Here is a 25,856-nt window from a genome sequence, read left to right as displayed (position 1 = left end):
CGAGGCGAAGGTCGCCTGCGACCAGCCGAGCAGCGCCGAGAGCATCTGCCCGGTGGCGTTCATGTCGTTGTCGATCGCCTGCTTGCCGGCCAGGACCAGCTGCGGCTGCTCCTCTTCGACGAGTTTCGCGAGGATCTTGGCGACGGCGAGCGGCTCGATGTCCTGGTGGACGTCCTCGGCGGCCTCGACCAGGATCGCCCGGTCGGCGCCCATGGCGAGCGCGGTGCGCAGCGTCTCCTGCGCCTGTTTCACGCCGACGGAGACGGCGACGATCTCGGTGGCGATGCCCTTCTCCTTGAGCCGGATGGCTTCCTCGACAGCGATTTCGTCGAACGGGTTCATCGACATCTTGACGTTGGCGAGGTCGACACCGCTGCCATCCGCCTTCACGCGGACCTTAACGTTGTAGTCGATCACCCGCTTCACGGGCACGAGGATCTTCATGGGCTTCTCTCTCGGCAGCTAAATTCTTTCGGCATGCAAGCATGTTCCGCGGGCTGCCGCGAGACGTGCAACTGCGAAGGCCGTGATCGGGATTTCCTATGGCCATGGGGCAGAGGGGCCAAACTGGGAAATTTGGCCAGGTGACTCTGCGCCAGGACGGTGCCAAAGCACCTTGCCATAGCGTTGCCCTATGCAGGACATAGGAAGCGGGGTCCGGTCCGGCGAGGGTCCTCGCCCTCCGGCGGATGCAGGCATAGCCTCGGTCTGCCGGCGCGGCTGTGCGTCCGGCCGCAAGGTCATGCCAGGGGAGTGCCATGGCTGCATCGGACAGATCGCAGCTGGTCGCGGTCTCACTGAAGGTTCTCTACGTCCTGCTCACCGTGGTCATGCTCTCGCTAGTGCGGGCCGTGGAAGGCGTGCCGGTTACGCAGGTCATGTTCTTCCGGTGCTTCTTTGCGATCCTGCCGGTTCTCGCCTTTCTCGCCTGGCGCTCAGAACTGAAGGTCATGTTCCGGACAGCGCGTCCGCTGGCCCACGCCCGCCGCACCGTGATGGGCGTCACCTGCACCGGGCTGACCTTCGTCGCTGTAAAGAACCTGCCATTGCCGGAGGCAGTGACGCTGCAGTATTCCCAGCCGCTCTTCGTCGTCGCTTTCTCCGCCATCTTCCTCGGAGAGCAGGTACGGGCCTTCCGCTGGGGGGCGGTCGCCTTCGGGTTTGCCGGGGTTCTGGTGGTCAGCTGGCCGAATCTGACACTGCTGGCCGATCCGGGGCAGATGAGCCATGCCCAGCTGGTTGGCGTGTCGGCTGCACTGGCGGGGTCGGCCGGGGTGGCGACCGTGCTGCTTCTGGTCGGCGACCTGGTGCGGACCGAACGGCCGACAACGATCACGGCTTGGTCCTGGCTGGTTTCCTCCAGCCTGCTGGCCTTCACGGCCTTCGGCGGATGGGTGGCGCTGAGCCTGCAGCAAGCTGCTCTGCTGGTGCTGACCGGCATCATCGGCGGGACGATCCAGCTCCTGATGGCCCAGAGCCTCAAATTCGCGCTTGCCTCGGCAACGGCAGCTTTCGAATACACGTCGCTAATTTTCGCGACTGCAATCGGGTTCTACGTTTTCGGCGACATTCCCGGGCTGAATACGCTGGCCGGCGGGGCCATGGTGATCTCGGCCGGGTTGCTGATCATCTGGCGCGAACGGCGCCGGGGCAAGGCGCGGGCCGCCCGGACGAGTCTCGTGCCGTCTTCCTGACGGGCCAACTGGCAGCTGGCCCCGGTAGCCGCCCGCCGCGGGGCTCAGGCCGCGGCCAGGAGCGGCGGAAGGTCGAGCCGGTAGCTGCGTATCGCGTTGCCGGCGAAAAGCGCCAGCTTCTCGCCATCCGAACAGTGCCTCAATAGGTGCTTGTAGGCATTGAGGGTCGGTATGTAGCCGGCCGAACGGCCGTCAGGGGGGAAGTTGCTTTCCATCATGCAGCGGCGTGTGCCGAAGGCCTCGATGGCGGTCTCGACATAGGGCGCCCAGGTCTCCGCTAGCTCCTCGTAGCCGACCGGGTCCGGCCTGTCTTCGAAACCGAAGCCCCAGATCGGCATGCCCAGCCCGCCGACCTTGCACAGCACGTTGGGGCGCTCGGCCAGCTTGCGCAGGTTGCCGGACCAGCGGCGGAACATGCCGTCGCGTTCGGCTGCGGACATGCCGACCCCGACGGCATTGCCCATGTGGTTGAGGACGATCGTCAGATCGGGGAAGCAGTCGGCCAGTGCGGCGAGCCGCTGCAGGGACGGGTCGTAGATGGCGGCGTCGAAGACCAGGCCGCGTTTCTGGAGCTCGGCCAGGCCGTTGGCGAATTCGGGATGATCGAGCAGGCCCGAAGGCGGCCTGCCGGACATGATGAAACGGAACGGCCGGTCGTCGGGATAGTCGAGCGTGACCTGCCGGATGCCGCGGAACCGGCCGGGCGCGGCGGCCATGCAGGCATCGAGCAGCTCGCCGATGCGGGCGCCGAAGGTCAGGTTCGCATGGCCGATGATCCCGGCATTGACCTTGCATTTGCCGTATTGCCCGGCCGCGGTCATGTCGGCCAGGCCGTTGGCGAATTCGACCTCGCCCAGCGGCCGCATCCAGTCGCTGCCGCTGTTGCGGGCGAAGGTCTGGGTTTCGCAATAGACGGAGGCCACCACGTTGTGCCCGCCCTGCGCGTCCGCGAGGTAGTCGTCCAGCATGTAGCGGTTGCCGGGCAGGTCGAAGAGATGGAAATGGGAATCGACGATCGGAAGATCGGGGTCGAGGACGGGGTCGTTCCGTCCCTCGTGGCGTTTGGATTGCATGCGGAATGGTCCTCCGTCGAATGGTGTTCCGTGCGGTTCCGGGCCGGCCCGCGGCCCGGAACCGGCGGGGGTCAGCCCAGGACGCCGGGCAGCCAAAGGGCAATGGCCGGGAAACTGATCAGCAGGGCCAGGGTGGCCGCATCGGTGGCCACGAACCACATGGCCCCGCGGAACACGGTGGCCAGCGGCACCTGCCCGCGCAGGGCGGAGCCGATCACGTAGCAGTTCAGCCCCACCGGCGGCGTCACCATCCCGACCTCGAGAAGCTTGATCACGATGATGCCGAACCAGATCATGTCGACATTCGCGGCCTGCAGGAGCGGGAACAGGATGGGCAGCGTCAAGAGCATGATGCCCACGCCCTCGATGAACATGCCGAGGATCAGGTAGATCGCTGCGATCATGATGATCAGCGTGACCTGGTCGGTGGCAAATCCGAGCAGCGCCGAGGAGACCGACCGCGGCACGCCGGTCATGCCCATGAAGCTGGTGAACATGGTTGCGCCGACGGCGATCAGGAAGACGGTGGAGGTTCCCAGCGCGGCCTCGCGCACGGCGCTGCGCAGCATCTCCCAGTTCAGCCGCCCGCGCAGCGCGGCGAGGGCGAGCGCGATGGAGGCTCCGACCGCTCCGGCTTCGGTGGGGGTGATCAGCCCGAGGAAGATGCCGCCGAGCACGCCGAGGATCAGCGTCGGCAGCGGCCAGACTTCGCGCAGCGCCTTGCGCTTCTCCTCGGGGGTGGGCGTGTAGGCGATCGGCGGGGCGAGGCGCGGGTTCAGCTTTGAGCGCAGCATGATCATCGCCATGTACATTGCCGCCGACAGCGCGCCCGGCAGAAAGCCCGCCATGAACATCTTGCCGACCGAGACATTGGCGAAGATCGCGTAGACGATCATCAGGATCGAGGGCGGAATCATCGAGCCCAGGGTCCCCGCCGAGGCGATCGTGCCGGTGGCGAGGGCCGGGTCGTAGCCGCGCTTCAGCATCTCGGGCACCGCGATCTTCGACATTGCCGCAGAGGTCGCCACGGACGAGCCGGAGGCCGCCGAGAACATCGCGCAGGCGCCGACCCCGGCGCAGGCAAGCCCGCCCGGGACGCGGCGCAGCACGATCCTGAGCGCCGCGAAGAGCCCGTCGGTCAGCCCGCCATGCGAGGCGATATAGCCCATCAGCAGGAACATCGGCACGGCGCTGAAGCTCCAGTTGGCGATGAAGTCGAACGGGATGGCGCGGGCGATGCCGACCGCGACCTGGAGCCCGAGCGCCGCCCAGAGCCCGCCGAAGGAGACGAGGATCAGCACGATGCCGATGGGCACCCGGAGCGCGATCAGCAGGAGCACGAGTCCGGTGCAGGTATAACCGATTTCAAGCATCGACATGGGTCAGTCCACTCCGTGATCGGGATCGTGCGGCGCGGCGGGGACAAGCTCGTCCCGGGCCCGCGCGCTGAGGGCAAGGTTCGCGGCATGCACCAGGCAGACCAGCGCCGTGACCGACAGCGAGATCGGCAGCAGGAAGCGGGCCGGCCAGATATAGACCCGGACCGCGCCCATCACGATTTCCCGGCGCTCGAAGGCGGCCACGGCATCGGGAAAGGTGATCCAGGCCAGTCCGCCATAGCCCGCGGCGCTGAGCAGCAGCGCAAAGCCGGTCACGCAGACCTGCATCGGCCGCGGCATCATCTGGTAGAACAGGTCCACCGCGATCGACTGGCGCGCCATCTCGACGAAGGCCATGGGCAGGACCACGATCGAGAGCATGTAGTAATAGGCGGTGATCTCCAGCGTGCCCTGGAGCGGCATGTTGAGGACGTTCTTCAGGATCACGTCCAGCGTGACATGCAGCATCATCGCGAGCATTGGCAGGGCCGTGACGGTCAGCAGTATCTCCGACAGCCAGGCAAGGGGGTTTCTCTTCATCTCTCCTCCCGAGGTTCGTCCCCCGCAACCCGGGGGGTGAGGCGCCGGGTCTCCCTGCCCGTCCGGGCACGCCGGTTCGCTCTCCCCGACAATCCACCATTCCGTGCGCGAGCACCCATCCTGATTGTCCTTTGCGTCGAACAGCCGCCGCCTATGGCTCGGAGAAACCCCGCCCGCGCGCCCGGCTTTTCGCCTAATGATTGCTGATGACGGACGGTACCGGTGCCGGAGGAGGATGCCCGGCCGGCCGGACGAACTGACACAGGAGGAGACAAGACATGACGGGTTTCAGCACATTCATGGCAGTCGGCGCGCTCGGGCTTGCACTGGCCAGTCCGCTGGCGGCGGAGACCTACCGGATCTCGTATTTCCAGCAGGATGGCGAGACCACCGTAGTGGCCGGACGCTGGTTCGCCGAGCAGATGGCCGAGCGCACCGGCGGACGCATCGAATTCGACTTCTTCACCGGCAGCGTGCTCTTCCCGCCGAAGGCGCATCTGCAGAGCATCGGCGCGGGCGTTGTCCAGGAAGGATCGCAGAACTCGGGCTACACGCCCTCCGAGCTGCCGCTGTCGAATGCGCTGTCGTCCTACGGCTTCCTGCAGCCCGACCCGACCACCATGGGCGCCGCCTATGCCGATTGGGTGATGCATGACCCGGCTGCGCAGGACGAGTACCTGTCGCAGAACGTTGTGCCGGTAGGCGGGTTCTCGACGCCGAACTACCCGATCATCTGCAACACCCGCCAGCCGGTGACCTCGCTCGAGCAGTTCCGCGGCCTCAAGATCCGCTGGCCCGGCGGGGCAAGCGCCAAGCTGACCCAGGATCTGGGCGCGATCCCGGTGAACATACCCGGCAACGAGATCTACCAGGCGCTGCAGAACGGGTCGATCGACTGCGCGGGCATCCTCGCGGCCTGGCTGAACATCGATAATTCGCTGGAGGAAGTCTCGCGCAGCACTACGGTGCTCGACTGGGTCGGCTCTTACATCTCGCCCGCGCAGAACTGGAATCGGGATTTCTGGACGTCGATGTCGGCGGAGGACCGGGCGCTGGTCTTCGAGCTGGCGGCACGCACCCAGGCGAAGATCCAGATCCGGTTCAATACCGACAGCCAGAAGGCGCTCGAGACCGCGGCCGCCAATGGCCATCAGGTGGTCGAGCCCGACGACAGCATCCGCCAGGCGGTCGCCCAATGGGTGGATGACGGCGTCGGCGACATGGCCGGGGTCGCTCGCGACACCTACGGTGTGGCCGATCCCGAGGCGCTCTTCGCATCCTTCGCTCCATATGTCGAGAAATGGACCGCGCTGGTCGAGGGCATGGAGGACAGGAACGACGAGGACGCGTTCACCCAGCTTCTGCTCGACAACCTCTACAACGATCTCGATCCGGCGGCCTACGGCACGAAGTGAGCCGCTGCGGCCCGGACCAGACGTCTTGCGGGGCGGGGGTCGGCGACGGCCTCCGCCCTTCCGATGTGGTTCTGGGCAGAAAACATCCGTCTTCCGGTCCGGATGCCGCGCTGGTGATTTTGTCGTTTACATCATAGGCGGTACCTATAGCATATTGCCGTTGCCTGCCGGGAGGAGACCGCGGGGAACGGGCAGGCCGGACCAGGGAGGACACAGGGCATGCAGCACAATCAGGGCTATCCGATCAAGTTCCGGCAGCTTCTCTACCTGAAGGCGCTGGCGGAGCACGGCTCGATCTCGGCGGCCGCCAGCGCGCTCAACATGGCGCAGCCTTCCCTGTCCGAGACGATCGCCAAGCTGGAGAAGTCGCTCGGCGTGCAACTGGCCGTGCGCGGCGCGCGCGGCATCCAGATGACCGAGGCCGGCGACATGCTGGCCCGCGGCGGCGCCGAGATTCTCGAGAAGCTCGACGAGCTGGTCAACCAGGTGCAGCACTGTTCCCTGGAGCCGAAGGGCAAGGTTTCAGTCGGCATCCCGCCGGGTTTGAGCCTGCTGCTATCGGTTCCGCTGCTGGAAACCATCTATGCCGAATATCCCGATATCCGCCTGTCGATTTCCGAGGCGGTGACCGGCGACATCCTCGACTGGCTCGATAGCGACCGGCTTAATCTCGGGCTGGTCTACGAGGCCTATGACAATGCCAGCTTCAGCTTTGAACCGCTCCTCGTAGAGGAGCTGTTCCTGGTCACCGCACCCGACAACTGGGAGGGCGAGATCGGCTCGGACGGAGTCGCGCTCGACAGCGTGAGCGCGCGCGACCTGGAAAGGCTGCCGCTGATCACCACCGGCTACCAGGCATTTGGAACCCGCGGGCTGCAGGGCAAGGTGGCGCGCTCGCTGGGGATCGAGCTGAACGTGATCGCAACGCTCGACTCGCTGCCGCAGATCGTCGAGATGGTCAGCCGCGCCAGCGCCTACGCGATCCTGCCGCACGGGGCCGTGCACCGCCAGGTCGAGCAGAAGCGACTGGCACTGGTCCCGATCAAGGACCCTGTGATCCGGCGCACAGCCTATCTGGCGCGGAAGCGCACCCAGGCCGTTCCCAGGGCCGTCGACATCGTCGAGGAGACGGTGAAGGTGATCCTGCGAGAATTGATCGAGAAATTCGGCATCGAGGGCACCTTGCCCTATTCTCCGGAGATCGCCCCGGCTGCAGAGTTCCCGGCAGAGCCCGCGCCCGACGCGGCCTGAGCAGCGCCGGCGCGGCCTCATTCCGGAGGCAACCCCGTCGATCTGGCCGTTATCGGCCGGATCATGTTCTTGCGCTCCCGCCAGATGATCGCCAGCCCCGCGGCTGCCAGGATGGCGCCTCCGTAGATCGTGCTGCCGTCGGGGATGTCGCCGAAGACAGCGAAGCCGAAGGCGGTGGCGAAGATCAGCGACGTGTATTCGAAGGGCGCTGTGGTCGAGGCCGGGGCTGAGCGCAGGCTTTCGGTCAGCGCCAGCTGCGACAGCCCGCCAATCACGCCGATCATCGCCAAGATGATGGTCTGCCGGGCATCTGGAACGACCCAGCCGAAGGGTATGGTGAAGGCGAGGATGGCCGAGGCGTAGATGCCCAGCCAGATCGCGATGGTCGTGGATTTCTCGGTGCGCACCAGCTGGCCGACCAGCAGCAGCGTTAGCGCCAGCGTCGCGGCAGCGGTCAGCGCGGCCCCGGCGCCGATCAGCTCGGCATCGCTGGCCGCCTCGGTGCCGCCGCCGAGCAGCGTCAGCTTCGGCCACGTGACGACGAGCACGCCTAGGAAGCCGAAGCCCACCGCCGCCCAGCGGAACAGCCGCACCGTCTCCCCCAGGATCAGCGCCGAGAGCGCCACCACGAAGAGCGGCTGGGTGTATTGCAGCGTGACCGCCTCGGGCAGCGGCAGCGACCGCACGGCGAGAAAGGTCAGGCCCATCGTCGTCAGCGACAGTAGCGCACGAGTGAAGTGTCCGAAGGGACGGCGGGTGCGGATCGCATCGCGCAGCTGGCGGCGCATCGCCAGGACGGCGATGATCGGCAGGATCGCGAGGAGCGAGCGGAAGAACATCAGCTGGGTGACCGGCATGCCCTGGACCAGCTTGACCAGCGCAAGCATCGCGGCGGTCAGGAAGAGATGGAGGATCTTGAAGCCGATTGCGCGGATCGGACTGTAGGCGGCGGCCGTCATGGGCGGGGTTCCGTGGATAGGGCGGAGGCCAGGCGGCCGGACCGCCCGGAATGCAGCAGGATCGCAAGCGGCCGGGGCCGCCCGATGCGGAGGCCCTGCCGGCCACAGGGACCGGCAGGGCAGGGGCTCAGCGGTAGACCATGTCCGGCAGCCAGGTGGCGATCTGCGGGAAGGCAATCAGCAGCAGCGCCATGGCCAGCATCGGCACCAGGAAGGGCAGCGCGCCGATGGCGACATCGGCGAACTTGCCGCCGCGGGTGCGGACCCCCTGCGCGACATAGAGGTTCATGCCGATGGGTGGCGTGATCAGCCCGGCCTCCATCAGGATCACGGTGAGGATGCCGAACCAGACGCCGGTGAAGTCCTCTGCGCCGAGCTGGACGACGATCGGGAAGATCACCGGCACGGTGGTCAGCATCATCGACAGCGTTTCCATGAACATGCCCAGCACGATGTAGAAGAGCACGATGATCAGCATGGTCTCCACCGGGCTCAGCCCGAGGCCGCTGATCACCGCGAGGATCGCCTTGGTTACGCCCATGAAGGCGAAGACGAAGTTCAGGAACAGCGCGGCCAGCACGATGAACAGGATCATCGCGGTGGTCTTCATCGTCCCGAGCGCGGCTTCGGCGATCATCGACAGGGTCAGCGTACGGTTCACCGCCGCCAGCAGCAGCGCCATGCAGACGCCGACGGCCGCCGCTTCGGTGGGCGTGGCGATCCCGGCATAGATCGACCCGACGACGGCCAGGAACAGCACCAGCGGCGCGGCCAGATCCGGCAGGCAGGAGAAGCGTTCCTTCCAGCTGGTCCTGACCCGCGTCCCGCCCCAGGACGGACGCAGCGAGCAGGCGACGAGCACCGCGAGCATGAAGGACAGCGCCAGCAGCAGCCCGGGAATGAAACCCGCCAGGTAGAGCTCAGGGATCGAGGTCTCGGTCAGCACGCCGAACAGGATCAGCGAGACCGAGGGCGGGATCAGGATGCCGAGCGTTCCGCCGGCGGCGAGCGAGCCCATGAACAGGCTCTCGTTGTACTTGTGCCGCTCGATCTCGGGATAGGCGGCGACGCCGATCGTCGCCGTGGTCGCGACGCTGGAGCCGGAGGTCGCCGCGAAGAGCGTGCAGGTGCCGATATTGGCATGGATCAGCCCGCCGGGCAGCCAGGTCAGCCATTTGCTGACGGCGTTGTACATCCGGCTGGCGATGCCCGAGCGCAGCATGATCTCGCCGAGCAGGATGAAGAGCGGCGCCGAGACCAGCAGGAAGTCGATGCTCTTCTCCCAGTAGATGTTGCCGATCGCCCGCGACAGGCGGCTGTTCATGTAGACGTCGTCAAGGCCGAAGCCCAGCAGCCCCAGAACGGCGCCGACCGGAATGGCGGCGACCAGCAGCACGACGATGGCGATGACAATCCAGAGCGCGGCCATTACCGGGCCTCCTTCTTCTGGTGATGGGAGACGTCGATATGGGTTTCCTCCTCGATGGCTTCCTCGATACTGGGGATGCCCGCGACGCGGTTCACATGGGCGTAGTCGCGGCGCAGCAGCGAGACCACGGCGCAGACCGCCAGGAACAGCGCGGTCAGGAAGAACAGCACATAGCCGAGCATCCAGAGGAGCTGCGGCATCCAGAGCGGGATGCTGATTACGCCGACGGTCATCGTGCCCGAGGTCCAGGACTTGGAGAACACGCCGTAGATCGATTTGGTCAGGGTCGCGACGAAGATCAGCAGCAGCACCATAGCGACGGCGTCGAGTACGGCGCGGATGCGAGGCGGCAGATGGGTGTAGACCGGGTCGATGCGGATGTTGGCGCGGTCTATCAGGGCATAGGGATAGGCGACGGCGGTGGCGGCGGCGAAAACGAAGCCGGCGATCTCGGTCGCGCCGCCCAGCGTGACGGGCGTGAACTTGCGCAGGATGACGTCGATCGTGATCATGGCCGCGACCAGGATTATCCCGACCCCGCCCGCGATCGCCGCGGCGCGCGCGACCTTCTCGAGCCCGGCATGGGTTTTTCTGAGAGACATGGGGGAACCTGAATGGAGAGTTCGGGGAAGGTGCGCCCCGCGGCGCACCCTGCTGTGGCGTCTGCCGGCCTACGGCGCGGCCGTCAGCCCGAGCGTGCCGCCGACAAGCTCGTTCCATTCCGCCGCGCAGCCCTCGCCGCAGCGTTCGGCCCACCGCTTGAGGACATAGGTCTCCACCGTCGGCTTCAGCGCCTCCTCTTCGGCGGCATCCATGCCGATCAGCGTCATGCCGCCGGGTGCTCCGATCCCGCAGGGGCCGTCGGTCAGGCAGGCGAGCGCCTCCTCGGTGGCGGTGACGGTGAACTCCTTGTAACGCGCTTCGAGATCGGCGAACTGCTCCGTCATGAAGGCTTGGGTCTCTTCGTTCAGGCTGTTCCAGGTGTCGCCGTTCATCGCGAGGAAATGGGTGGAGTAGCCCGCCGGCAGGTCGACGATGGCGTTGGTGATCTGCTGCATCTTGGCGCCATAGGCCGCGTTCGGCGCGGTGATCGCGCAGTCGAGCACGCCGCGTTCCAGCGCCGGCACGATGTCGGCGAAGGCCATGGTGACCGGGATGCCGCCGAGACCTTCGACGAAATTGGCATAGGCGGTGCTGTGGACCCGTATCTTCTTGCCGCGCAGCGTGTCGAGCGTGAAGCCCTCGGTCTCGGCCTCCGACAGCTTGCAATAGGCCTGCAGCTTGGGCTGGACGTAGAGCACCATGAGCTTGGCGTGGTGGTTCTCCTCGAACTGGGTTTCGAGAAGAGGGCGGTAATCGGCAAGGGCCGCGCGGAACGTCGCGAGATCGTTGGTCAGGCCGGGCAGTTCAAGGCCCTCGACGATCGGGCTGCTACCGGAAATATAGCCGATCACTCCGAAGCTGATGTCGCTGGTGCCTAGTTCCAGAAGCTCGAGAATTTCGAAGCCGGTCAGCCCGAGCTCGGTATAGGGCACGGCATTGGTGGTGATCTGTCCGCCGGAGCGTTCCGGAAGCTCTTCGTTGAAGAAGGGCAGTTCCAGCGTCGTGACGAAGTTGTTGGTATGCGTTCCGGTCACGATCTCGAAATGCCGCTTCTGGATTTCCGCATGGGCAGAAGCTGCCCCTAGAAAGGCGAATCCTGCGCCTGCGAGCGCAAGGCTGCGCAGGATTGGAGATGTGGTCATTTTCTGTCCTCCCTGGGTGCCATGGTGGAAAGGGCACTCGTGTATTTCCGGTGCCTCCGGGGGCCGTCTGGCGGCGGCTTTCCATGGAAAACTGATACCATTGCCCTGGCTGCCGGTCATCCGGGGCAGCTATAGGTGCGCCCCGTCCGGACCATCGCTTGGACCAATGGTAGAGTTTTCTCCGGGAAATCGCGCAGCGCTGTCCCATCGGCTGGACGACAGGGAATCTGGGTTCGGGACAGAAGTGAGTTCTTTGCCACCTAGGTGATTGATATTTCGCAATACAATTGTTTAGTTGGCGAGCGCACGTTCCGATCCCTGCCAGATAGGAAAAACCGATAATTCCGACAGGTGGGGCCAACGCGCTCCTGTGCGGACTCGCGTGCTGGCGCAATGACTTCGAAAAGCTTGCCCTTATGTTTTCGAGCCGCTACCAAATTCGGAAAACAGATTCTTCAGGATTCCGTGCAGAAGATTTCCGAAATGAAAAACTTCCGGGGGCGGGAAAGGCTCCGCTGCGTTTCGCCGCACAACTGAAAACGGGGGGTGGAGGAATGGTTTCGGCCATTGGAGATTCCTTGGTATGGAGAGCGAATGGTCAGTCCTGGACTCCGAATGCACAGGGCGTGCGGCCGCTTTTCGCCGCGATGGGCGGTTCGGGATTCTACGGGGCGCTCACCCGGATGCTGTCGGAACTCGCCGGAGTCGACGATTTTCACGTCTTCTCCCTTGCTGCCGGAAAGCCGGATCTCATTGCCAAGGGCAGTCTCGACGGCGGCTGCGGGGCCGGGCGCCAATTCGAGATCTACATGCAGCGCTGTCTCTGGCAGCAGGACAGCACCATCCTCCAGCTCGGTCCTCTGGAGGGCGCCGAGACGCTCCTGCTGCGGACCGATGCGGCGACTGTGCCCTGCCGCCGCCTGCGCGAGCATTGGCGGCAGGAACAGTTCGCCGAACGGCTGATGATGTGCGGCTGCGAGGGCGGCAGGCCTCTCGCCATGACCCTCGTCCGCCGGGAGAACCGGCCCTTCGCGCGCGATGGGCTGGACCGCCTCGCACTGGCGGCGAACCTGTTGCTCCCGCTGCTGGCGCGCCACGAGGAGCTGGCCTCCGAGCGCGGCAGCCACATCCGTGCCCTGACCTCGCTGCCAGTGATCGAGGGCATCCTCGCTGCCGCGGACACCGGATTTCCGCCCCGTGAAAGCCAGGTCTGCGCACGGCTGCTCTACGGGATGAGCGCGGGCGCGATCGCGGCGGATCTCGGCCTCGGCACGGAAACGGTCGTGTCCTACCGCAAGCGGATCTACCTGCGGCTTTCGATCGGCAGCCACCGCGAAATGCTGCTGTGGTACCTGCAGTTCTCCGGCGGGACTGCTGGCCGTCCCTCGCCGCAATGACGCCATGCAGGACGGCAGGGCGGCCGACGGGCCGCCCTGTCGCTTTCAGGCCATGGCCGGAGCGAAGTCCCGCGAGGGCACGTCGACGCGCACGGTCTGGATCTCGCCCTTCGGGTCGGCGATGCGGCGGCCGGGATCGAAATCGGCCGGGGTGGCGCACAGGAACAGCGTCCGCCCGTCCGCGCCGCCCAGCGTGCAGGCATAGCAGTTCAGCGCGCCGGTCGAGACCTCGTCGAGGATCTCGCCGCCCTCTGCGACGCGCAGGGCTCGCGGCCGCAGGAAGTCGGCGACCCAGATCGCGCCTTCGGCATCCGGGCAGGAGATCCCGTCGGGCGCCACGGCCAGCTCGCCCATCGCCTCGTGAAGGTCGTCATGCTCGGCCACCGGGCCGAAGCGGGCCCAGTCGCGGCGCCCGGAAAGCGTGCCGTCGGGCCGGATGTCGAAGGCCGAGAGGCACTGGCCGAAGGATTCTGCGACGACCAGCGTCGTGCCGTCGATCACGGTCGAGCCGTTCGGGAAATGCAGCGGGTCGCTGGCCGGGCGGAAGCTGCCGTCGGGATCGACCCGCAGCACCGCGACTGGCTCGCGCGGAGCGCCGCCCATGATGTCGAAGCCGTGCCCGCCCACCCAGGCGCGGCCCTCGGCATCCACGACCATGTCGTTGAGGTCCCACCGGGTGAATGCGGACGCGTCGGCATGGACCGCGAGCGCGCCGTCATGCTCGCGGCGGATGATCTGGCGGTGATGCATCGCGACGACCAGCAGGCGGCCGTCGGGCAGCCAGCCGAGGCCGGAGGGCGGGCAGTCGAGCTGCACCTCGGTCCTCAGATCCGAGCCATCCTCCAGGCAGGAATGGACGCGGTGCCGGTAGAGGTCGACGAACCAGAAGCGGCCGTCATGCCAGCGGGCATCCTCGGTATGGGTGAATCCGTCGGCGATTGTGACAGGTGTCTTCACATCTCTCTCCCTTTTCCATGTGAATCCGGATGTCAGGCCCGGCCCGTCTCGCGGCGGACCAGATCTGCAGCTTTCTCGGCGATCATCACCGTCGGCGCATGGGTGTTTCCGCCGATGATGCGCGGCATGACCGAGGCGTCGGCGACGCGCAGCCCCGCGATCCCGTGCACCCGCAGCTTGGGATCCACCACGGCCATCGGGTCGCGGCCCATCTTGCAGGTGCCGACCGGATGCCAGGAGGTGCCGCCGCTGCTGCGGATATAGCCCTCCAGTGCTTCGTCGGTTTCGAGCCCCGCGCCGGGGGCCAGCTCCGCCTCGATCCGCCCCGCGATCGGTGCGGCGCCGAGCACCCTGCGCATCAGCCGGATGCCCGCGATCAGCCTCCGGATATCCCCCGGGTCGTCCAGGTAGTTCGGGTGGAACTCGGGATCTGCCATCGGGTCGGGGCTGGCGGTGCGGACCTCGCCGCGCGATTCCGGGTGGACCAGAACGCAGGCGCCGCTGATGCCGGGCAGGGGGTCGATCTCGACCTTGCCGCCGGGCAGGAACTGCGAGGTCATCGGCCGGATCGCCAGCTGCAGGTCGGGCTGCGGCCGGTCCGGCGTACTGCGCACATAGGCGCTGACGGCCGAGGAGCCCATCGCGAGGAAACCGCTGCGGGTCGCCAGATAGCGCGCGCCCTCGAGATATTTCCGCCAGCCGCGGAGCCGGTGGTTGAGCGAACTGTCCGGCGTGACGCGTAGCGCGAAGGGCGCGTTCCAGTGATCCTGCAGGTTCCGTCCGACGCCCGGCAGATGGGCGGCGACCGGGATGCCGAGCCGCTGCAGCTCGGCGCCGTCGCCGATGCCCGACAGCGCCAGCAGATGCGGCGAGGCCAGCGCGCCGCCGCAGAGGATCACCTCGCGCCGGGCGCGCCTGGTCCGGATGCGGCCGCCCTTTGCGGTCTCGATGCCGGTGGCGCGGCCCCTGGCGGTCAGCACCCTGAGCACCCGCGTACCGGTCTCCACCGCCAGGTTGGCGCGGTTGCGGACCGGCTTCAGGAAGGCGGTGTAGCTCGACTCGCGGCGCCCGCCGCGGATGGTGAACTGCTGGTAGGAGACCCCCTCGAAGGGCGGGGCATTCAGCTCGGCGATGCGCGGAATCCCGGCGGTCTCGGCGGCGGCGACGAAAGCCTCGGTCGCGGGATGGCGCAGCACCGGGTCGCTGACCCGCATCGCGCCGCCCTTGGCATGCAGGCCGCTTTCGATCCGGGCATTGTCCTCGGATTTCAGGAAATAGGGCAGCACGTCGTCCCAGCCCCAGCCTTCGTTGCCGAGCCCGGCCCAGTGGTCGTAGTCCATCGGATGGCCCCGCATGTAGACCATGCCGTTGATCGCGCTCGATCCGCCCAGCGTCTTGCCGCGCGGCCAGTAGACCCTGCGTCCGCCAAGCCCCGGCACTGGCTCGGTCTCGAAGCGCCAGTTGTAGCGGGCGTTCATGAACATCATGCCCATGCCGGCCGGCGCGCGGAGCCAGAAATCCCGCGGCTCGGGACCCGCCTCGACCAGCAGCACGCGCGCGGCCGGGTCCTCCGAAAGCCGGGCGGCCAGCACGCAGCCTGCCGATCCGGCGCCGACCACGATATAGTCGAACTCGTCGTCCATGATGTTCTCTCTCCCTGTCTGCGAGGCTAGGCGGACGGCCGGTGCCGCGGTATCCCCCTGTCGGGGGACAGCTGCCGCAGGCAGTCCGGAAACTGCAACGGCCCGCAGCGCGGGGCATGCGGGCCGGTCATGGCCGCCGGAGCTGTCCGGCAGCCAGTCTGTCCCGCTTCAGCGCGGGATGAAGCTCGGCGCGGCGGTCGCGGTGGAGATCATCACCGACTTGGTCTCGACGAAGTCGCGGATGCCCTCGATCCCCCATTCCTTGCCGATCCCCGACCGCTTGCGCCCGCCGAACGGCACCATGAAGCTGTAGGTGCGATAGGTGTTGGCCCAGACCGTGCCGGCATCCACCGCCTTGCACATGCGGATCAGCCGCGCCATGTCCTTGGTCCAGACGCCGGCGGCGAGTCCGAAATCGATGTCGTTGGCAATCCGGATCGCATCCGCCTCGTCCTCGAAGCCGATCACCGACAGGATCGGGCCGAAGACCTCCTCCTGGGCGATGCGCATGCCGTTTTCGACGCCGGTGAAGATGGTCGGCTCGACGAACTGTCCGCCGGTCAGCCCCGGCCCCTCGGCCGCCCTGCCGCCGAAGGCCAGCTCCGCGCCGTCCTCGCGGGCGATGCCGATATACTCCATCACCTTGTCGAATTGCGGCTTGTTGGAGACCGGGCCCATCTGGGTTTCGGGATCCATCGGATCGCCGACCTTGATGGTCAGGGCCATCTCCAGCAGGCGCTGCGTGACCTGTTCCTTCACCGAGTTCTGCACCAGGAGGCGCGACCCGGCGGTGCACATCTGGCCGGTGGCGCCGAAGATGCCCGAAATCGCCCCCGCCGTCGCGGCCTCCAGATCGGCATCCTCGAAGATGATGTTCGGTGACTTGCCGCCCAGCTCCATCGCCACCCGCTTCATGCCGCGCGCGGCCTGCTGGTAGATGCGCGCGCCGGTCGCGTCCGAGCCGGTAAAGGTCACCAGAGCCACGTCCGGGGATTCGACCAGCGCGGGGCCGACATCCTGACCGAAGCCGGTGACGACGTTCAGCACCCCGTCAGGCAGTCCGGCATCGCGGGTGATGGCAGCGAATTCGAGCGAACTGACCGAGGAATGCTCCGAGGGCTTCACCACCACGGCGCAGCCCGCGGCCAGCGCCGGGGCGCATTTCACGGCGAGGAACTGCAGCGGCGAGTTCCAGGCGGTGATCGCCGCCACGACGCCGACCGGGCCGGGGAAGGTCAGCGCCAGCGTGTCGGGCTTGTCGATCGGGATGACCGCGCCCTCTATCTTGTCGGCATAGCCCGCGTAATAGGTCCAGATGTCGGATTTGAACTGCAGCGCGCCCCGGACGTCGCCGATCAGCTTGCCGTTGTCGCGGACCTCGATCTCGGCGAGGCGGGCGGAATGCTCGAGGACCAGGTCGCCGATGCGGCGCAGGATCTTGCCGCGCTCGGTCTGGGACATGGTCGCCCATGGCCCTGTGGCCATGGCGCGCTTCGCGGCGGCGACGGCACGCTCGGCATCCTCGGGCCGGCCGCGTGGGATGCGCGCCCAGGCCGTCCCGCGATACGGATCCATCGCCTCGATCCAGCCGGTGCCCTCGGGAACCTGTTCGGCGCCGTCGATCCAATGCCCGTAACTTCTCATTTCTACCCTCCTCCTGGACAGCCGGTTGTGTGGCGACCGGGCCCGGCGGTGCCTTGACGCCCTGCATTCCGGGGTAGCTTTTGAACTTGCGTCTCGGAATGCTTCTCTGGCCTGTGGAAGCCACAGGACATTCCGATGTCGGCGGCAGGGCAGGGAGCCTGCCGGCTCGGAGTGCCGGTAGCAGGTATCGACTACTGAATGGCTTCTGCTAGATTCCGGCTACGCAGGGGAATGATGGGACGGACACCTCCAGAACCCAGATTGTCGTATTGTTCCAGCTGTTTGCACCTGAACGCCTGCCGAGTGCCTCGCGCATCTGCTGCGCAACTCTGGTAGGTTGCGTGGTTTTCGATCGCACAACGAGCTATGGCTGAAAATGGGTGATGGGGCCTGAGAAGGCGGCGTATCGTGGCGGGTGTCGAAGCCTGCCAGAACTTCCAAAAGGAACGATACGCCTTGTCCGAAGATACCACGATCACCCCGCTCCGCCAGCCCGGAACCATCCTTGATCCGCTGACCGAGATCGCCCGCGAGGGCGCACGCCAGATGCTGGCAGCCGCCCTGAAAGCGGAAGCGGCGAGTTTCGTCGCCCAGTTTTCCGGGGAGCGGCTGCCCGACGGCCGCCAGCGTATCGTCCGGCATGGAGCCGGGCCCGAGCGCGAGATCCAGACCGGGATCGGTCCGGTCCCGGTGCAACGCCAGAAAGTCCGCGATCGGGCGTGCGGCGTGCCCGACGAGAAGAAGATCCGGTTCACCTCGAACATCCTGCCGCGTTGGGCGCGCCGATCGCGCAGCCTCGACGCGCTGCTGCCCGTGCTCTATCTGCGCGGCGTCTCCACGGGGGACTTTCAGGAGGCGCTCGGCGCGCTGCTCGGGACGGATGCGCCAAACCTGTCGCCGGGCGCCATCACGCGGCTCACGGCGGGCTGGCAGGAGGAGCATGACCGCTGGCAGCGCCGTGACCTGTCCGCCCGGCGCTATGTCTACATCTGGGCCGACGGCGTCTACCTGCAGGCAAGGATGGAACCCGTGGCCGAATGCATGCTGGTCGTGATCGGGGCAACGCCTGAGGGGAAGAAGGAGCTGGTGGGCTTTCAGGTCGGTGTCCGGGAAAGCGCCCAGAGCTGGCGCGAGCTTCTGGTGGATCTCAAGGCCCGCGGTCTGGCGGTTCCGCCCGAGCTGGCCGTCGGCGACGGCGCCCTAGGGTTCTGGAAAGCGATGGACGAAGTCTTTCCCGGCACCCGTCATCAGCGTTGCTGGTTTCACAAGATATCGAACGTGCTCAATCACTTCCCGAAATCCGGGCAGCCCGCCGCGGCTGCTGACCTGCGCAACATCTCGCATGCGGCAACCCGGGCGGAGGCCCTGGCGGCCATCGAGACCTTCAGGGAGAAATACGCCGCCAAATATGCGAAAGGCGTGGCCTGCCTGACCAGGGACTCCGATGCGTTGCTGGCCTTCTACGACTACCCGGCCGAGCACTGGGACCATTTGCGGACCTCGAACCCGATCGAGAGCGTTCGGACCGACCCTCGGACCGGTGGCGGGCACGGTCCTCACTCGCCACCGTCAGGCATCGCACGGTCCGGACCAGGGGCGCGCTCTCGCAGAAGACCGCCAAGCTGATGGTCTTCACGCTGGTCAGGGCAGCTTCGAAGAAGTGGCGCAAGCTCAACGGCCGGAACCAGTTGCCGCGCGTGATCGAAGGTGTCACATTCACCGACGGCGTCGCCCAAGCCGATGCCAACGAAAGCCGCGCCGCCTGATCAAGCCGCGTCACCTAAATTCAGCCATAGCTCCCCTGCGCGAGATGGCGGTCGATGTCGGCGGCCGGCGATGGTGTGGCCGGAGACCCTGTTGTTTGCTAGGGTGAAACGCAAAGGAGCCCAAAAAAGCATGAGTGGCCGTCCCAAGAAGAGGTCCCTGGCGCTGAAGGGACACCGCACCAGTGTTTCTCTCGAAGACGACTTCTGGGAAGCATTCCAGGAGATTGCAGCAGAGCGCCAGCAAAGCATCAGAGCCTTGGCCGAGGAAATCGACGAGAAGCGCGGCGACCGGATGGGCCTCGCTTCGGCTTTGCGCCTGTTTGTCTTGCAGTACTACCGGGAACGATAGACTGCGGCAATTGCCGTGCTTGCAAGCTCATCTCGCTCGACCAACCCGCCAGACTGTTGTCGCGGGCGCGATGGTCCTCTGCCACAGCTCTCGCCTCAGAAGGTGGCTTCCCGGATTCCCTTGGACGGCGCTGGAACCGCGAGGCCGGGGCCGCATCTGCCCGCCGAGGTCGAGTCAATGCACCATTCGGTGCAGTCGGCAGTTGTTGCACGACAGGTTTCCGTGTCGTAAACATATGAAGTAATTCCTGCAGGCGGGGGGCCGAGGATGGATACGCATTTCATGCGCCAGGGCGTTGCTGTGACGTCACCGGGGCCCATATCCGTGCCCGGCCCGGTCCGGCGGCCCTTCCGCACTGCAACGCCGCTATTGACGTCGGACCTGATCGTGCCTGCAGCCCGCAGCGCAACGTCCCGCTCCATTCCCTAGACGGCACCCCGGTGCAAGCCGGGCTGCCTCCATGCCGACCGGTCCGCCGAAGACAGGCGGATTGTGCCTGCCGGCGCGTCTGCGCCGGGAGACATCCGCTGCGTGCGGCCAGAGCGTCCATTCCGATGGAGGTCTCCATCCCGGAGACGGCCTTTCGCGCGCGGACCATCGAAATCGGCCGGGGAGACCTGTTTTCCGGCCGGGCTGCCCGGGGCGCCATCCGTGGCCTGAAGGGCAATCAGTTCATCTCAGAAAGTTGCCTTCAGCCATGCAGATCAAATTCGTCATCGCGCCTATCGCCATCGCCGCCACATCCGCCGCTCCGGCTGCATTTGCAGCCGGGCAGGAACTCACGCAGGACTATTCCGGCGCGAACCAGACGTTCGACACCACCTATGACAGCTCGCAGACCGACAGCTTCTGGAGCGCGCTCTACCAGTACATGGATGTCTACCACGCGCGCAGTCTCGAATTGAGCAATTCGACGGTCGAGGTCACGACAGGCGATGGCCTCGATTTCACGACAGTCAAGCGCGAATTTCCCGCCTTTGAAGGGGCGGCGGCATTGCCGAACGAAGCGGCCGGCTTCAGCGCCCTCGCGAGCATCGGGTACACGTATCCCACACTATTCAACGATTACCAGTCACGGCAGATCTCTGAGGATGTCGCGCTGAGCCTGACGGATAGCGATGTGACGCTGACCTTCGGCGCGTCCGATGCCGACCGTCCGCTGAAGGGCGTCTTGATGCAGAACCGGGCGGTACCCGGCACGACCGGCTACGCGGCATCGGACGTTGCCGGCCACGCCGTTTCGCTGACGCGATCCAATGTGACAGTTACGGCCGATGCGGGGGCCTCCTACAAGGACGGCGGCGCGGCCGTCTACCTGGACCAGATCGGTGCGGAAGGCGGGCAGAGCCAGTACGAGGGCGAGAAAGGCGGCTTTGGCGGCCAGGCCTTGGAAACCGTCCTCGAAGTTGCCGACAGTACCATAACGGCCTCCGGTGCATCGATCGGCGGCATCTTCATCCGTCAATCCGCTGGCAATGGCGGTGCGGGCAAAGATGATGTCAGCCTGGCCTATGGCGGCGATGGGGGGCGCGCGTACGGCGTGACGCTGCGCTTCGGCCAGGGCCAGGGCGGGCCGGGCAGCTCGGTCTCGACCACGGGGGACGCATCGGCGGCGATTGCCGTTATTTCAAGTGGCGGGACCGGCGGGGACGGCTCCTATGATGGCGGCCCCGTCAGCTTCAGCCCCGATGCCGGCGGTGGCGGCACGGGCGGTACCGGCGGCACGGTCGCGTTCCGCAGCGTGGGGGATCTGTCGGTGACGACTGGCGGTGCAGACTCCGCGGGCCTGTCCCTGGCGAGCACCGGCGGCGATGGCGGCCGCGGCGGAGATGTCGATGACGTTGCCTTCGGGAATCCCGGCGCCGCCGGGGCCGGCGCCGCCGCCGGCTTCGTCTCGGCAGAGGTCTACTCCGGGGCGGACATTGCCACCCTCGGGGACGGGTCGCATTCCATTGCCGCAATTTCCCGGGGGGGCGCCGGCGGCATGGGCGGCGGCGAAGCTAGCGATGCTTCGGATGCGGTCACTCCGAATGGCGGCAAGGGCGGCGCCGGTGGCGATGTCCGGGTCGATGCAGACTCCGGAACACGGCTCTCGACGCAGGGCGGGAGCGCCGACGGCATCCTGGCGCAAAGCATCGGCGGCACTGGGGGCGATGCGTCCCACGCTTCGGGCGGCTTCGGCGAAGCGCATGCGGGCTCGGGCGGCGAAGGCGGGCAGAGCGGAGCGGTGACGGTCTTCTCCTCGGGGAGGATCGAGACCACGGGCGACGAGTCGCGGGGCATCCTGGCGCAGAGCATCGGCGGGCCAGGCGGCAAAGGGGCCGACGCGTCGGGGCTGGTCACCTCCACGGCCGGGGACGGCGCCAAGAGCGGGGAAGTCGGCGCGGTCTCGGTCACGCAGAATGTCCGCGGCCAGATCTCCACCACCGGCGACAATTCCCAGGGGATCCTCGCACAGGCAATTGCCGGCGGCGGCGGGGCCGGCGGAGACGCCGATTACGCTCTTTTCGGCGCCAATGGCGGCAGCAGCTTCCCGGCGACGGATGGCGGCCAGGTCGATCTGTGGAACTTCGGCAGGATCGCGACGGCCGGCGAGACGTCCTTTGGCGCCGTCGCGCAGTCGATCGGCGGCGGCGGCGGTGTCGGCGGCACTGGCAGCGGCGTCTTTGCCTCCGATGGCGGCGATGGCGGGGCAGGCGGCGGCGGCGGCGCCGCGACCGCCCGGATCAACGGAAGCATCCACAGCAGCGGTCTCCTGGCCCATGGCCTGATCGTGCAGTCGATCGGCGGCGGCGGCGGGGCTGGCGGCAATTCCCAGGCCGGCAGCGCATTCGAGGCGCTGGCCATCGGCGGCACCGGCGGAAATGGCGGCCGCGGCGGCAGCGCCAGCTCCGAGCTCGAGTCGGCGCAGATCACCACTGAAGGCGGCGGCGCGAATGGCGTCGTGGTCCAGTCGATCGGCGGCGGCGGCGGGGCCGGCGGCGCGGCGCTCGCCACCTCGGTCGGCGTGGGGTTCTCCGAGGCGGCCGCGATCGGCGGCGACGGCGGCGATGGCGGCGACAGCAGCACGGCATCCGCCGCTCTCGCAAATGGCAGTTCGGTCCGCACGACCGGAGACGGCGTCGATGGCATCGACAGCCATGGCATCCTGGTCCAGTCGGTGGGCGGCGGCGGCGGCTCGGGCGGCGGTGCCAGCGCCTTCGCCCTGGCAACGGCCCTTCCGCTGGGGGCCGAAGAGGGGGCGGAAGCCACGCCGACGCTGACCATCTCGATGGCGCTTGGCGGCTCCGGCGCCGGCGGCGGCGATGCGCGGGCCACGGATGGCGAAGACGCCAGCGCCGTGGCCGAGATCACCGGCGGCAGCTCGGTCGCCACCTCCGGGACGGGCAGCCAGGGCGTGCTGGTCCAGTCGGTGGGCGGCGGCGGCGGCTCGGGCGGGGATTCCTCTGCCGCCTACGCGTCGGTCGGCTTCGGCCCCTCGCGCATTCCCGGCGTTCCGACGCCCAACAGCTACAGCCTCACGGTTGCTCTCGGCGGCAGCTGCAGCAATGTCCCCGACGACGATGCCTGCCATGGCGGCAAAGGCGGCCAGGCGCAGTTCACCCTGGGCGACGATAGCGCAGCCACCAGCCGCGTGGCGACGACCGGCAACCTGTCCAACGGCGTCGTGGTGCAGTCCGTGGGCGGCGGCGGCGGCCATGCCGGCTTCGGCACGACCTCGTCCAGCACCTATTTTGCCTCTTCGGCCGCGTCACTGGATGCCTCGCTTGGCAGCAATGGCGGCGCGGGCGGCGCCGGGGAACTGGCAGAGGCCGAGATCCTCGCCAACGGCCTGATCCAGACGACCGGCGCGAATTCCCGCGGCCTCGTGGTGCAGTCGATCGGCGGCGGCGGCGGCATCGGTTCGGGCGGCAGCGTATCGATGATCGGCGGGCTGGAATTCGGCGGCAGCCCGGGCGACGCCGAAGGCGCCGGCAGCAGCAGCAACAGCATTTCGAGCGATCTCACGCTGGATATCGGCGCGAAGGGCGGCAATGGCGGCGCCGGGGGAAGGGTGACGGTCAGCCATGCGGGCATGATCCTCACCGAGGGCGCGGGAGCTGGCGGCATCCTGGCGCAGTCGGTGGGCGGCGGCGGCGGCATCGGCGGCACAACGGGGGCGGACGACGTCGCAGACGCCGCCGTCACCGAGGATTTCCAGGCGCTGTTCCAGGAGATCTACGATGCCACGCAGACCGCAGCGGCGGCGCGCGTCACGGTTTCGCAAGGCGGCAGCGTCGAGATCGATGCCGACGTGACCCTCGGCGGCAGCGGCGGCTCGGGGGGCAACGGCGGCACGGTCTCGATGTCCCAGACCGGGCGTGTCGTCACGCGCGGCGACCTGGCCTTCGGCGTGGTGGCGCAGTCGGTGGGCGGCGGCGGCGGCATCGGCGGCACTGCCGTGGCCCAGGCCGACCGGGACACGCTCTCCGCGTCCTACAGCGACTGGACGGTCACGGCCGACCTGTCGCTCGGCCTCACGGGCGCAGGCGGCAGCGGCGGCGCGGGCGGCGCCGTCGCAGTCGAGGTCGGCGAGGGATATATCAGGACCGGCGAGAGCTGGATCGAGGCCTCGGGCTTCGGCGCGACCGGGCTTCTGGCGCAGTCCGTCGGCGGCGGCGGCGGCATCGGAAGCGACAATACGGTCCTGCCCGTCGCGCCGGACGGGGACAGGTCGAAGGCCGCCCTGACGCTCGGCGGGGTGGACCAGATTGCCGGCCCGGGCACGTTTTCCATCGGCGATGGCGGCCTGGTGACGCTGTCCTCGGCGCCGGATGCTGCAGGAACGCAGGTCATCGATGCCGAGGGGGAACAGGCCCATGCGGTGATGCTGCAATCCGTTGGCGGCGGCGGCGGGATCATCCTCAAGGGAGGGTCGGTTGATCCGGGCAACCGCGACAGCGGGTTCGATCCTGCGGCCGACATCCGGCTGGGCGGCACTCCCGATCCGCTGGGCGTTTCCGGGCCGCGCGGCAATGGCGGCGCGATCGACACCTCCGGGCTGGACGAAAGCACGCCGCTGGATGTCCGGGCTGCGGGGATCGGCGGTTTCGGCCTGCTCGCGCAGTCCGTCGGCGGCGGCGGCGGCATGGTCTCGGCCTCGAATTCCATGGAGATCGCCTCCCTGCATCTGGGCGGCGCCGGCATCGGCGACGGCGGCAGGATCGATCTTGCCCTGCCTGCAGGCAGCTCGGTCGAGACAGCGGGCCAGGCAGGCCATGGCATCGTGGCGCAATCGGTCGGCGGCGGCGGCGGCATCGTCGCCACCTACCGCTATTCCGCAAGCACGTTTGCCGATCTGACCACCGATTTCGCCTATGGCGACAGTTCGTCCTCTGCCAATGGCGGCCATGGCGGACAGGGCAATGGCGGTGCGATCTCGATCGAGTCCGCCGCAGGCGTCAATGCCTTGGGGGCAGGCGCGATCGGCATCCTCGCGCAGTCGATCGGCGGCGGCGGCGGCATGGTGGCCGACCGCAGCGGCGCGCTCTTCCTCGGAAGCACCGGAACCTCCGGCCGCGAGACCGGAACCGGCGGCACGATCACCATGTCGCTGACCGGCGATGTGGCGGGCGGCAGCTTGGCCGGGACGGGCATCGTCGCGCAAAGCGAGGGGCCGGACGGGGCGGGCGCCATCGACATCACCCTGGGCAGCGAGAGCGGAAGCGCGGTCTCCGCCGTGAGCGGAAATACCGGCATCCGCGTTCTCGGCGGCACCTCCGCCAACAGGCTGACGGTCAATCAGGGCTCGTCGGTTTCGGCAGGCTCGGGCACGGCGGTCGTGCAATCCGGCAATGGCAGCCTCGACGTGTACAACTACGGTTCGATCACCGGCAGCGTTACCCTGGCAGGCGGCACCCTATCGGGCAACCCGGTCACCGGCACGACCGCGACCCTGGCGGCCGTCCCGGGCGGGACACTCTACAATTCAGGCGTCCTGGCGGCGGCGGCGGGCGGCACCACTGTCGTCACGGGCGACCTGGTCCTGTCGCCGGCCGCGACCCTCGTGCCGCTGATCGACTTCTCGGGAAGCGGGGCCGGCACATTCCGCGTCGATGGAAATGCCGACCTGGCGGGCACGGTGGCGCCGAGGCTCTCCGCGGTCCGTCCCGGCATTTCAGTGCCGGTGCTAACGGTCAGCGGTGCCGTCACCGGCCAGCTGGAGGGCGGCAGCTCGGCGCTCTACGACTACGAGGTGAGCACGCAGGACGGCATCCAGATGATCTCGGTGTCCAACCGCGAGTTCGACCGCCAGGAATTCCGGCTGTCATCGGCCCGGAGCGAAATGGCGCGCGAACTGGAGGCCGTGTTCGATGCCGACGATGCCGGACTGGCGGGCTTCTTCGCCGAGCTTGACCAGACGGCCGCGGCCGATGCCGCGTCCTATGCCGATGCGCTGGGTCAACTGGCGCCGCGCACGGCCATGACGCTGATGTCGCGTCGCGCGGCCGAGACGTCGCGGATTGCCGATGCCACGATGAGCTGTCCGGTCTTCGAGACCGGGAGCGCGGTTCTGGCCGAGGGCGCCTGCACCTATGGCAGGGCAGGGGCGAGCCGCACCGACCAGGAGTCCTC

16 protein-coding genes and 2 pseudogenes are annotated in these 25,856 nt (G+C 67.5%); 7 read left to right on the top strand and 11 right to left on the bottom strand.

The annotated features are described in order from the left end of the window. Positions 1 to 444: pseudogene (locus FGX59_RS31420) on the bottom strand (electron transfer flavoprotein subunit beta/FixA family protein); the annotation flags it as partial. A gap of 314 nt (positions 445 to 758) precedes the next feature. On the opposite strand from FGX59_RS31420, the gene FGX59_RS31415 reads away from it, so the two are divergent. Further along, entirely contained in the window at positions 759 to 1,694 is a 936-nt protein-coding gene (locus tag FGX59_RS31415) for a DMT family transporter (protein ID WP_138471827.1), read from the top strand. 44 nt (positions 1,695 to 1,738) lie between these two features. Here the strand turns inward: FGX59_RS31415 and FGX59_RS31410 are convergent, their stop codons facing one another. The 3 genes from FGX59_RS31410 to FGX59_RS31400 all read right to left on the bottom strand — a co-directional run bounded on the left by FGX59_RS31410 (position 1,739) and on the right by FGX59_RS31400 (position 4,686). Beyond that, positions 1,739 to 2,767: an amidohydrolase gene (locus FGX59_RS31410; protein ID WP_138471825.1), complete on the bottom strand. Its 1,029-nt coding sequence runs from the start codon at positions 2,765 to 2,767 to the stop codon at positions 1,739 to 1,741. Between the two features lie 71 nt (positions 2,768 to 2,838). Further along, positions 2,839 to 4,146 carry a TRAP transporter large permease gene (locus FGX59_RS31405; RefSeq protein WP_138471823.1) on the bottom strand — a complete coding sequence of 436 codons (1,308 nt, stop codon included), beginning with the start codon at positions 4,144 to 4,146 and terminating at the stop codon, positions 2,839 to 2,841. A gap of 3 nt (positions 4,147 to 4,149) precedes the next feature. Continuing rightward, positions 4,150 to 4,686: a TRAP transporter small permease subunit gene (locus FGX59_RS31400; RefSeq protein WP_138471822.1), complete on the bottom strand. Its 537-nt coding sequence runs from the start codon at positions 4,684 to 4,686 to the stop codon at positions 4,150 to 4,152. Positions 4,687 to 4,964: 278 nt separating this feature from the next. Between FGX59_RS31400 and FGX59_RS31395 the strand changes: the two genes are divergently transcribed. After that, the gene (locus FGX59_RS31395) at positions 4,965 to 6,101 is read left to right on the top strand and encodes a C4-dicarboxylate TRAP transporter substrate-binding protein (RefSeq protein WP_138471820.1); all 1,137 of its coding nucleotides are present in this window, start codon (positions 4,965 to 4,967) and stop codon (positions 6,099 to 6,101) included. 219 nt (positions 6,102 to 6,320) lie between these two features. Further along, entirely contained in the window at positions 6,321 to 7,352 is a 1,032-nt protein-coding gene (locus tag FGX59_RS31390; RefSeq protein ID WP_138471818.1) for a LysR family transcriptional regulator, read from the top strand. Positions 7,353 to 7,369: 17 nt separating this feature from the next. On the opposite strand, the gene FGX59_RS31385 is transcribed toward FGX59_RS31390, so the two are convergent. The 4 genes from FGX59_RS31385 to dctP form a co-directional block, all read right to left on the bottom strand. Continuing rightward, the gene (locus FGX59_RS31385) at positions 7,370 to 8,311 is read right to left on the bottom strand and encodes a DMT family transporter (protein ID WP_138471816.1); all 942 of its coding nucleotides are present in this window, start codon (positions 8,309 to 8,311) and stop codon (positions 7,370 to 7,372) included. Positions 8,312 to 8,438: 127 nt separating this feature from the next. Beyond that, positions 8,439 to 9,740, bottom strand: coding sequence for a TRAP transporter large permease (locus FGX59_RS31380; protein ID WP_138471814.1), 1,302 nt, complete (start codon positions 9,738 to 9,740; stop codon positions 8,439 to 8,441). Next, positions 9,740 to 10,342, bottom strand: a complete 603-nt coding sequence (locus FGX59_RS31375) for a TRAP transporter small permease subunit (RefSeq protein ID WP_138471813.1) — start codon at positions 10,340 to 10,342, stop codon at positions 9,740 to 9,742. The genes FGX59_RS31380 and FGX59_RS31375 overlap by 1 nt, the downstream gene beginning before the upstream one ends. Positions 10,343 to 10,411: 69 nt before the next feature. Continuing rightward, positions 10,412 to 11,485 carry a TRAP transporter substrate-binding protein DctP gene (dctP, locus tag FGX59_RS31370; RefSeq protein ID WP_171060915.1) on the bottom strand — a complete coding sequence of 358 codons (1,074 nt, stop codon included), beginning with the start codon at positions 11,483 to 11,485 and terminating at the stop codon, positions 10,412 to 10,414. A gap of 683 nt (positions 11,486 to 12,168) precedes the next feature. On the opposite strand from dctP, the gene FGX59_RS31365 reads away from it, so the two are divergent. Then, positions 12,169 to 12,882 (top strand): LuxR C-terminal-related transcriptional regulator, encoded by a 714-nt coding sequence (locus FGX59_RS31365; protein WP_171060914.1) that lies wholly within the window; start codon positions 12,169 to 12,171, stop codon positions 12,880 to 12,882. Positions 12,883 to 12,927: 45 nt separating this feature from the next. On the opposite strand, the gene FGX59_RS31360 is transcribed toward FGX59_RS31365, so the two are convergent. The 3 genes from FGX59_RS31360 to FGX59_RS31350 form a co-directional block, all read right to left on the bottom strand. Next, on the bottom strand, positions 12,928 to 13,839 hold the full coding sequence (locus tag FGX59_RS31360) for an SMP-30/gluconolactonase/LRE family protein (RefSeq protein WP_138471807.1): 912 nt from the start codon (positions 13,837 to 13,839) through the stop codon (positions 12,928 to 12,930). 32 nt (positions 13,840 to 13,871) lie between these two features. Beyond that, positions 13,872 to 15,482: a GMC family oxidoreductase gene (locus FGX59_RS31355; RefSeq protein ID WP_138471805.1), complete on the bottom strand. Its 1,611-nt coding sequence runs from the start codon at positions 15,480 to 15,482 to the stop codon at positions 13,872 to 13,874. 168 nt (positions 15,483 to 15,650) lie between these two features. Next, positions 15,651 to 17,126: an aldehyde dehydrogenase gene (locus FGX59_RS31350; protein WP_138471803.1), complete on the bottom strand. Its 1,476-nt coding sequence runs from the start codon at positions 17,124 to 17,126 to the stop codon at positions 15,651 to 15,653. A 456-nt stretch (positions 17,127 to 17,582) separates the two neighbouring features. On the opposite strand from FGX59_RS31350, the pseudogene FGX59_RS31345 reads away from it, so the two are divergent. From FGX59_RS31345 to FGX59_RS31335, 3 genes and pseudogenes are all read left to right on the top strand, one after another. Beyond that, positions 17,583 to 18,892: pseudogene (locus tag FGX59_RS31345) on the top strand (IS256 family transposase). Positions 18,893 to 19,022: 130 nt separating this feature from the next. Continuing rightward, the gene (locus FGX59_RS31340) at positions 19,023 to 19,241 is read left to right on the top strand and encodes a ribbon-helix-helix domain-containing protein (protein ID WP_138471801.1); all 219 of its coding nucleotides are present in this window, start codon (positions 19,023 to 19,025) and stop codon (positions 19,239 to 19,241) included. A gap of 697 nt (positions 19,242 to 19,938) precedes the next feature. After that, positions 19,939 to 25,856: hypothetical protein (locus tag FGX59_RS31335; RefSeq protein ID WP_138471800.1), on the top strand; the 5,918-nt coding region annotated here is incomplete at its 3' end.

It is taken from the genome of Poseidonocella sp. HB161398 (assembly GCF_005870025.1).
GTDB lineage: Bacteria > Pseudomonadota > Alphaproteobacteria > Rhodobacterales > Rhodobacteraceae > Mangrovicoccus.
The sequence above is the reverse complement of the archived record's forward strand: the minus strand, read 5'-3'. Positions and strand labels throughout refer to the sequence as shown.

What these genes read in the sequence shown, in the direction of transcription:
- FGX59_RS31415 (WP_138471827.1), top strand. Translation starts at nt 759, where the DNA reads ATGGCTGCATCGGACAGATCGCAGCTGGTCGCGGTCTCACTGAAGGTT.
- FGX59_RS31410 (WP_138471825.1), bottom strand. Translation starts at nt 2,767, where the DNA reads ATGCAATCCAAACGCCACGAGGGACGGAACGACCCCGTCCTCGACCCC.
- FGX59_RS31405 (WP_138471823.1), bottom strand. Translation starts at nt 4,146, where the DNA reads ATGTCGATGCTTGAAATCGGTTATACCTGCACCGGACTCGTGCTCCTG.
- FGX59_RS31400 (WP_138471822.1), bottom strand. Translation starts at nt 4,686, where the DNA reads ATGAAGAGAAACCCCCTTGCCTGGCTGTCGGAGATACTGCTGACCGTC.
- FGX59_RS31395 (WP_138471820.1), top strand. Translation starts at nt 4,965, where the DNA reads ATGACGGGTTTCAGCACATTCATGGCAGTCGGCGCGCTCGGGCTTGCA.
- FGX59_RS31390 (WP_138471818.1), top strand. Translation starts at nt 6,321, where the DNA reads ATGCAGCACAATCAGGGCTATCCGATCAAGTTCCGGCAGCTTCTCTAC.
- FGX59_RS31385 (WP_138471816.1), bottom strand. Translation starts at nt 8,311, where the DNA reads ATGACGGCCGCCGCCTACAGTCCGATCCGCGCAATCGGCTTCAAGATC.
- FGX59_RS31380 (WP_138471814.1), bottom strand. Translation starts at nt 9,740, where the DNA reads ATGGCCGCGCTCTGGATTGTCATCGCCATCGTCGTGCTGCTGGTCGCC.
- FGX59_RS31375 (WP_138471813.1), bottom strand. Translation starts at nt 10,342, where the DNA reads ATGTCTCTCAGAAAAACCCATGCCGGGCTCGAGAAGGTCGCGCGCGCC.
- dctP (WP_171060915.1), bottom strand. Translation starts at nt 11,485, where the DNA reads ATGACCACATCTCCAATCCTGCGCAGCCTTGCGCTCGCAGGCGCAGGA.
- FGX59_RS31365 (WP_171060914.1), top strand. Translation starts at nt 12,169, where the DNA reads ATGCTGTCGGAACTCGCCGGAGTCGACGATTTTCACGTCTTCTCCCTT.
- FGX59_RS31355 (WP_138471805.1), bottom strand. Translation starts at nt 15,482, where the DNA reads ATGGACGACGAGTTCGACTATATCGTGGTCGGCGCCGGATCGGCAGGC.
- FGX59_RS31350 (WP_138471803.1), bottom strand. Translation starts at nt 17,126, where the DNA reads ATGAGAAGTTACGGGCATTGGATCGACGGCGCCGAACAGGTTCCCGAG.
- FGX59_RS31340 (WP_138471801.1), top strand. Translation starts at nt 19,023, where the DNA reads ATGAGTGGCCGTCCCAAGAAGAGGTCCCTGGCGCTGAAGGGACACCGC.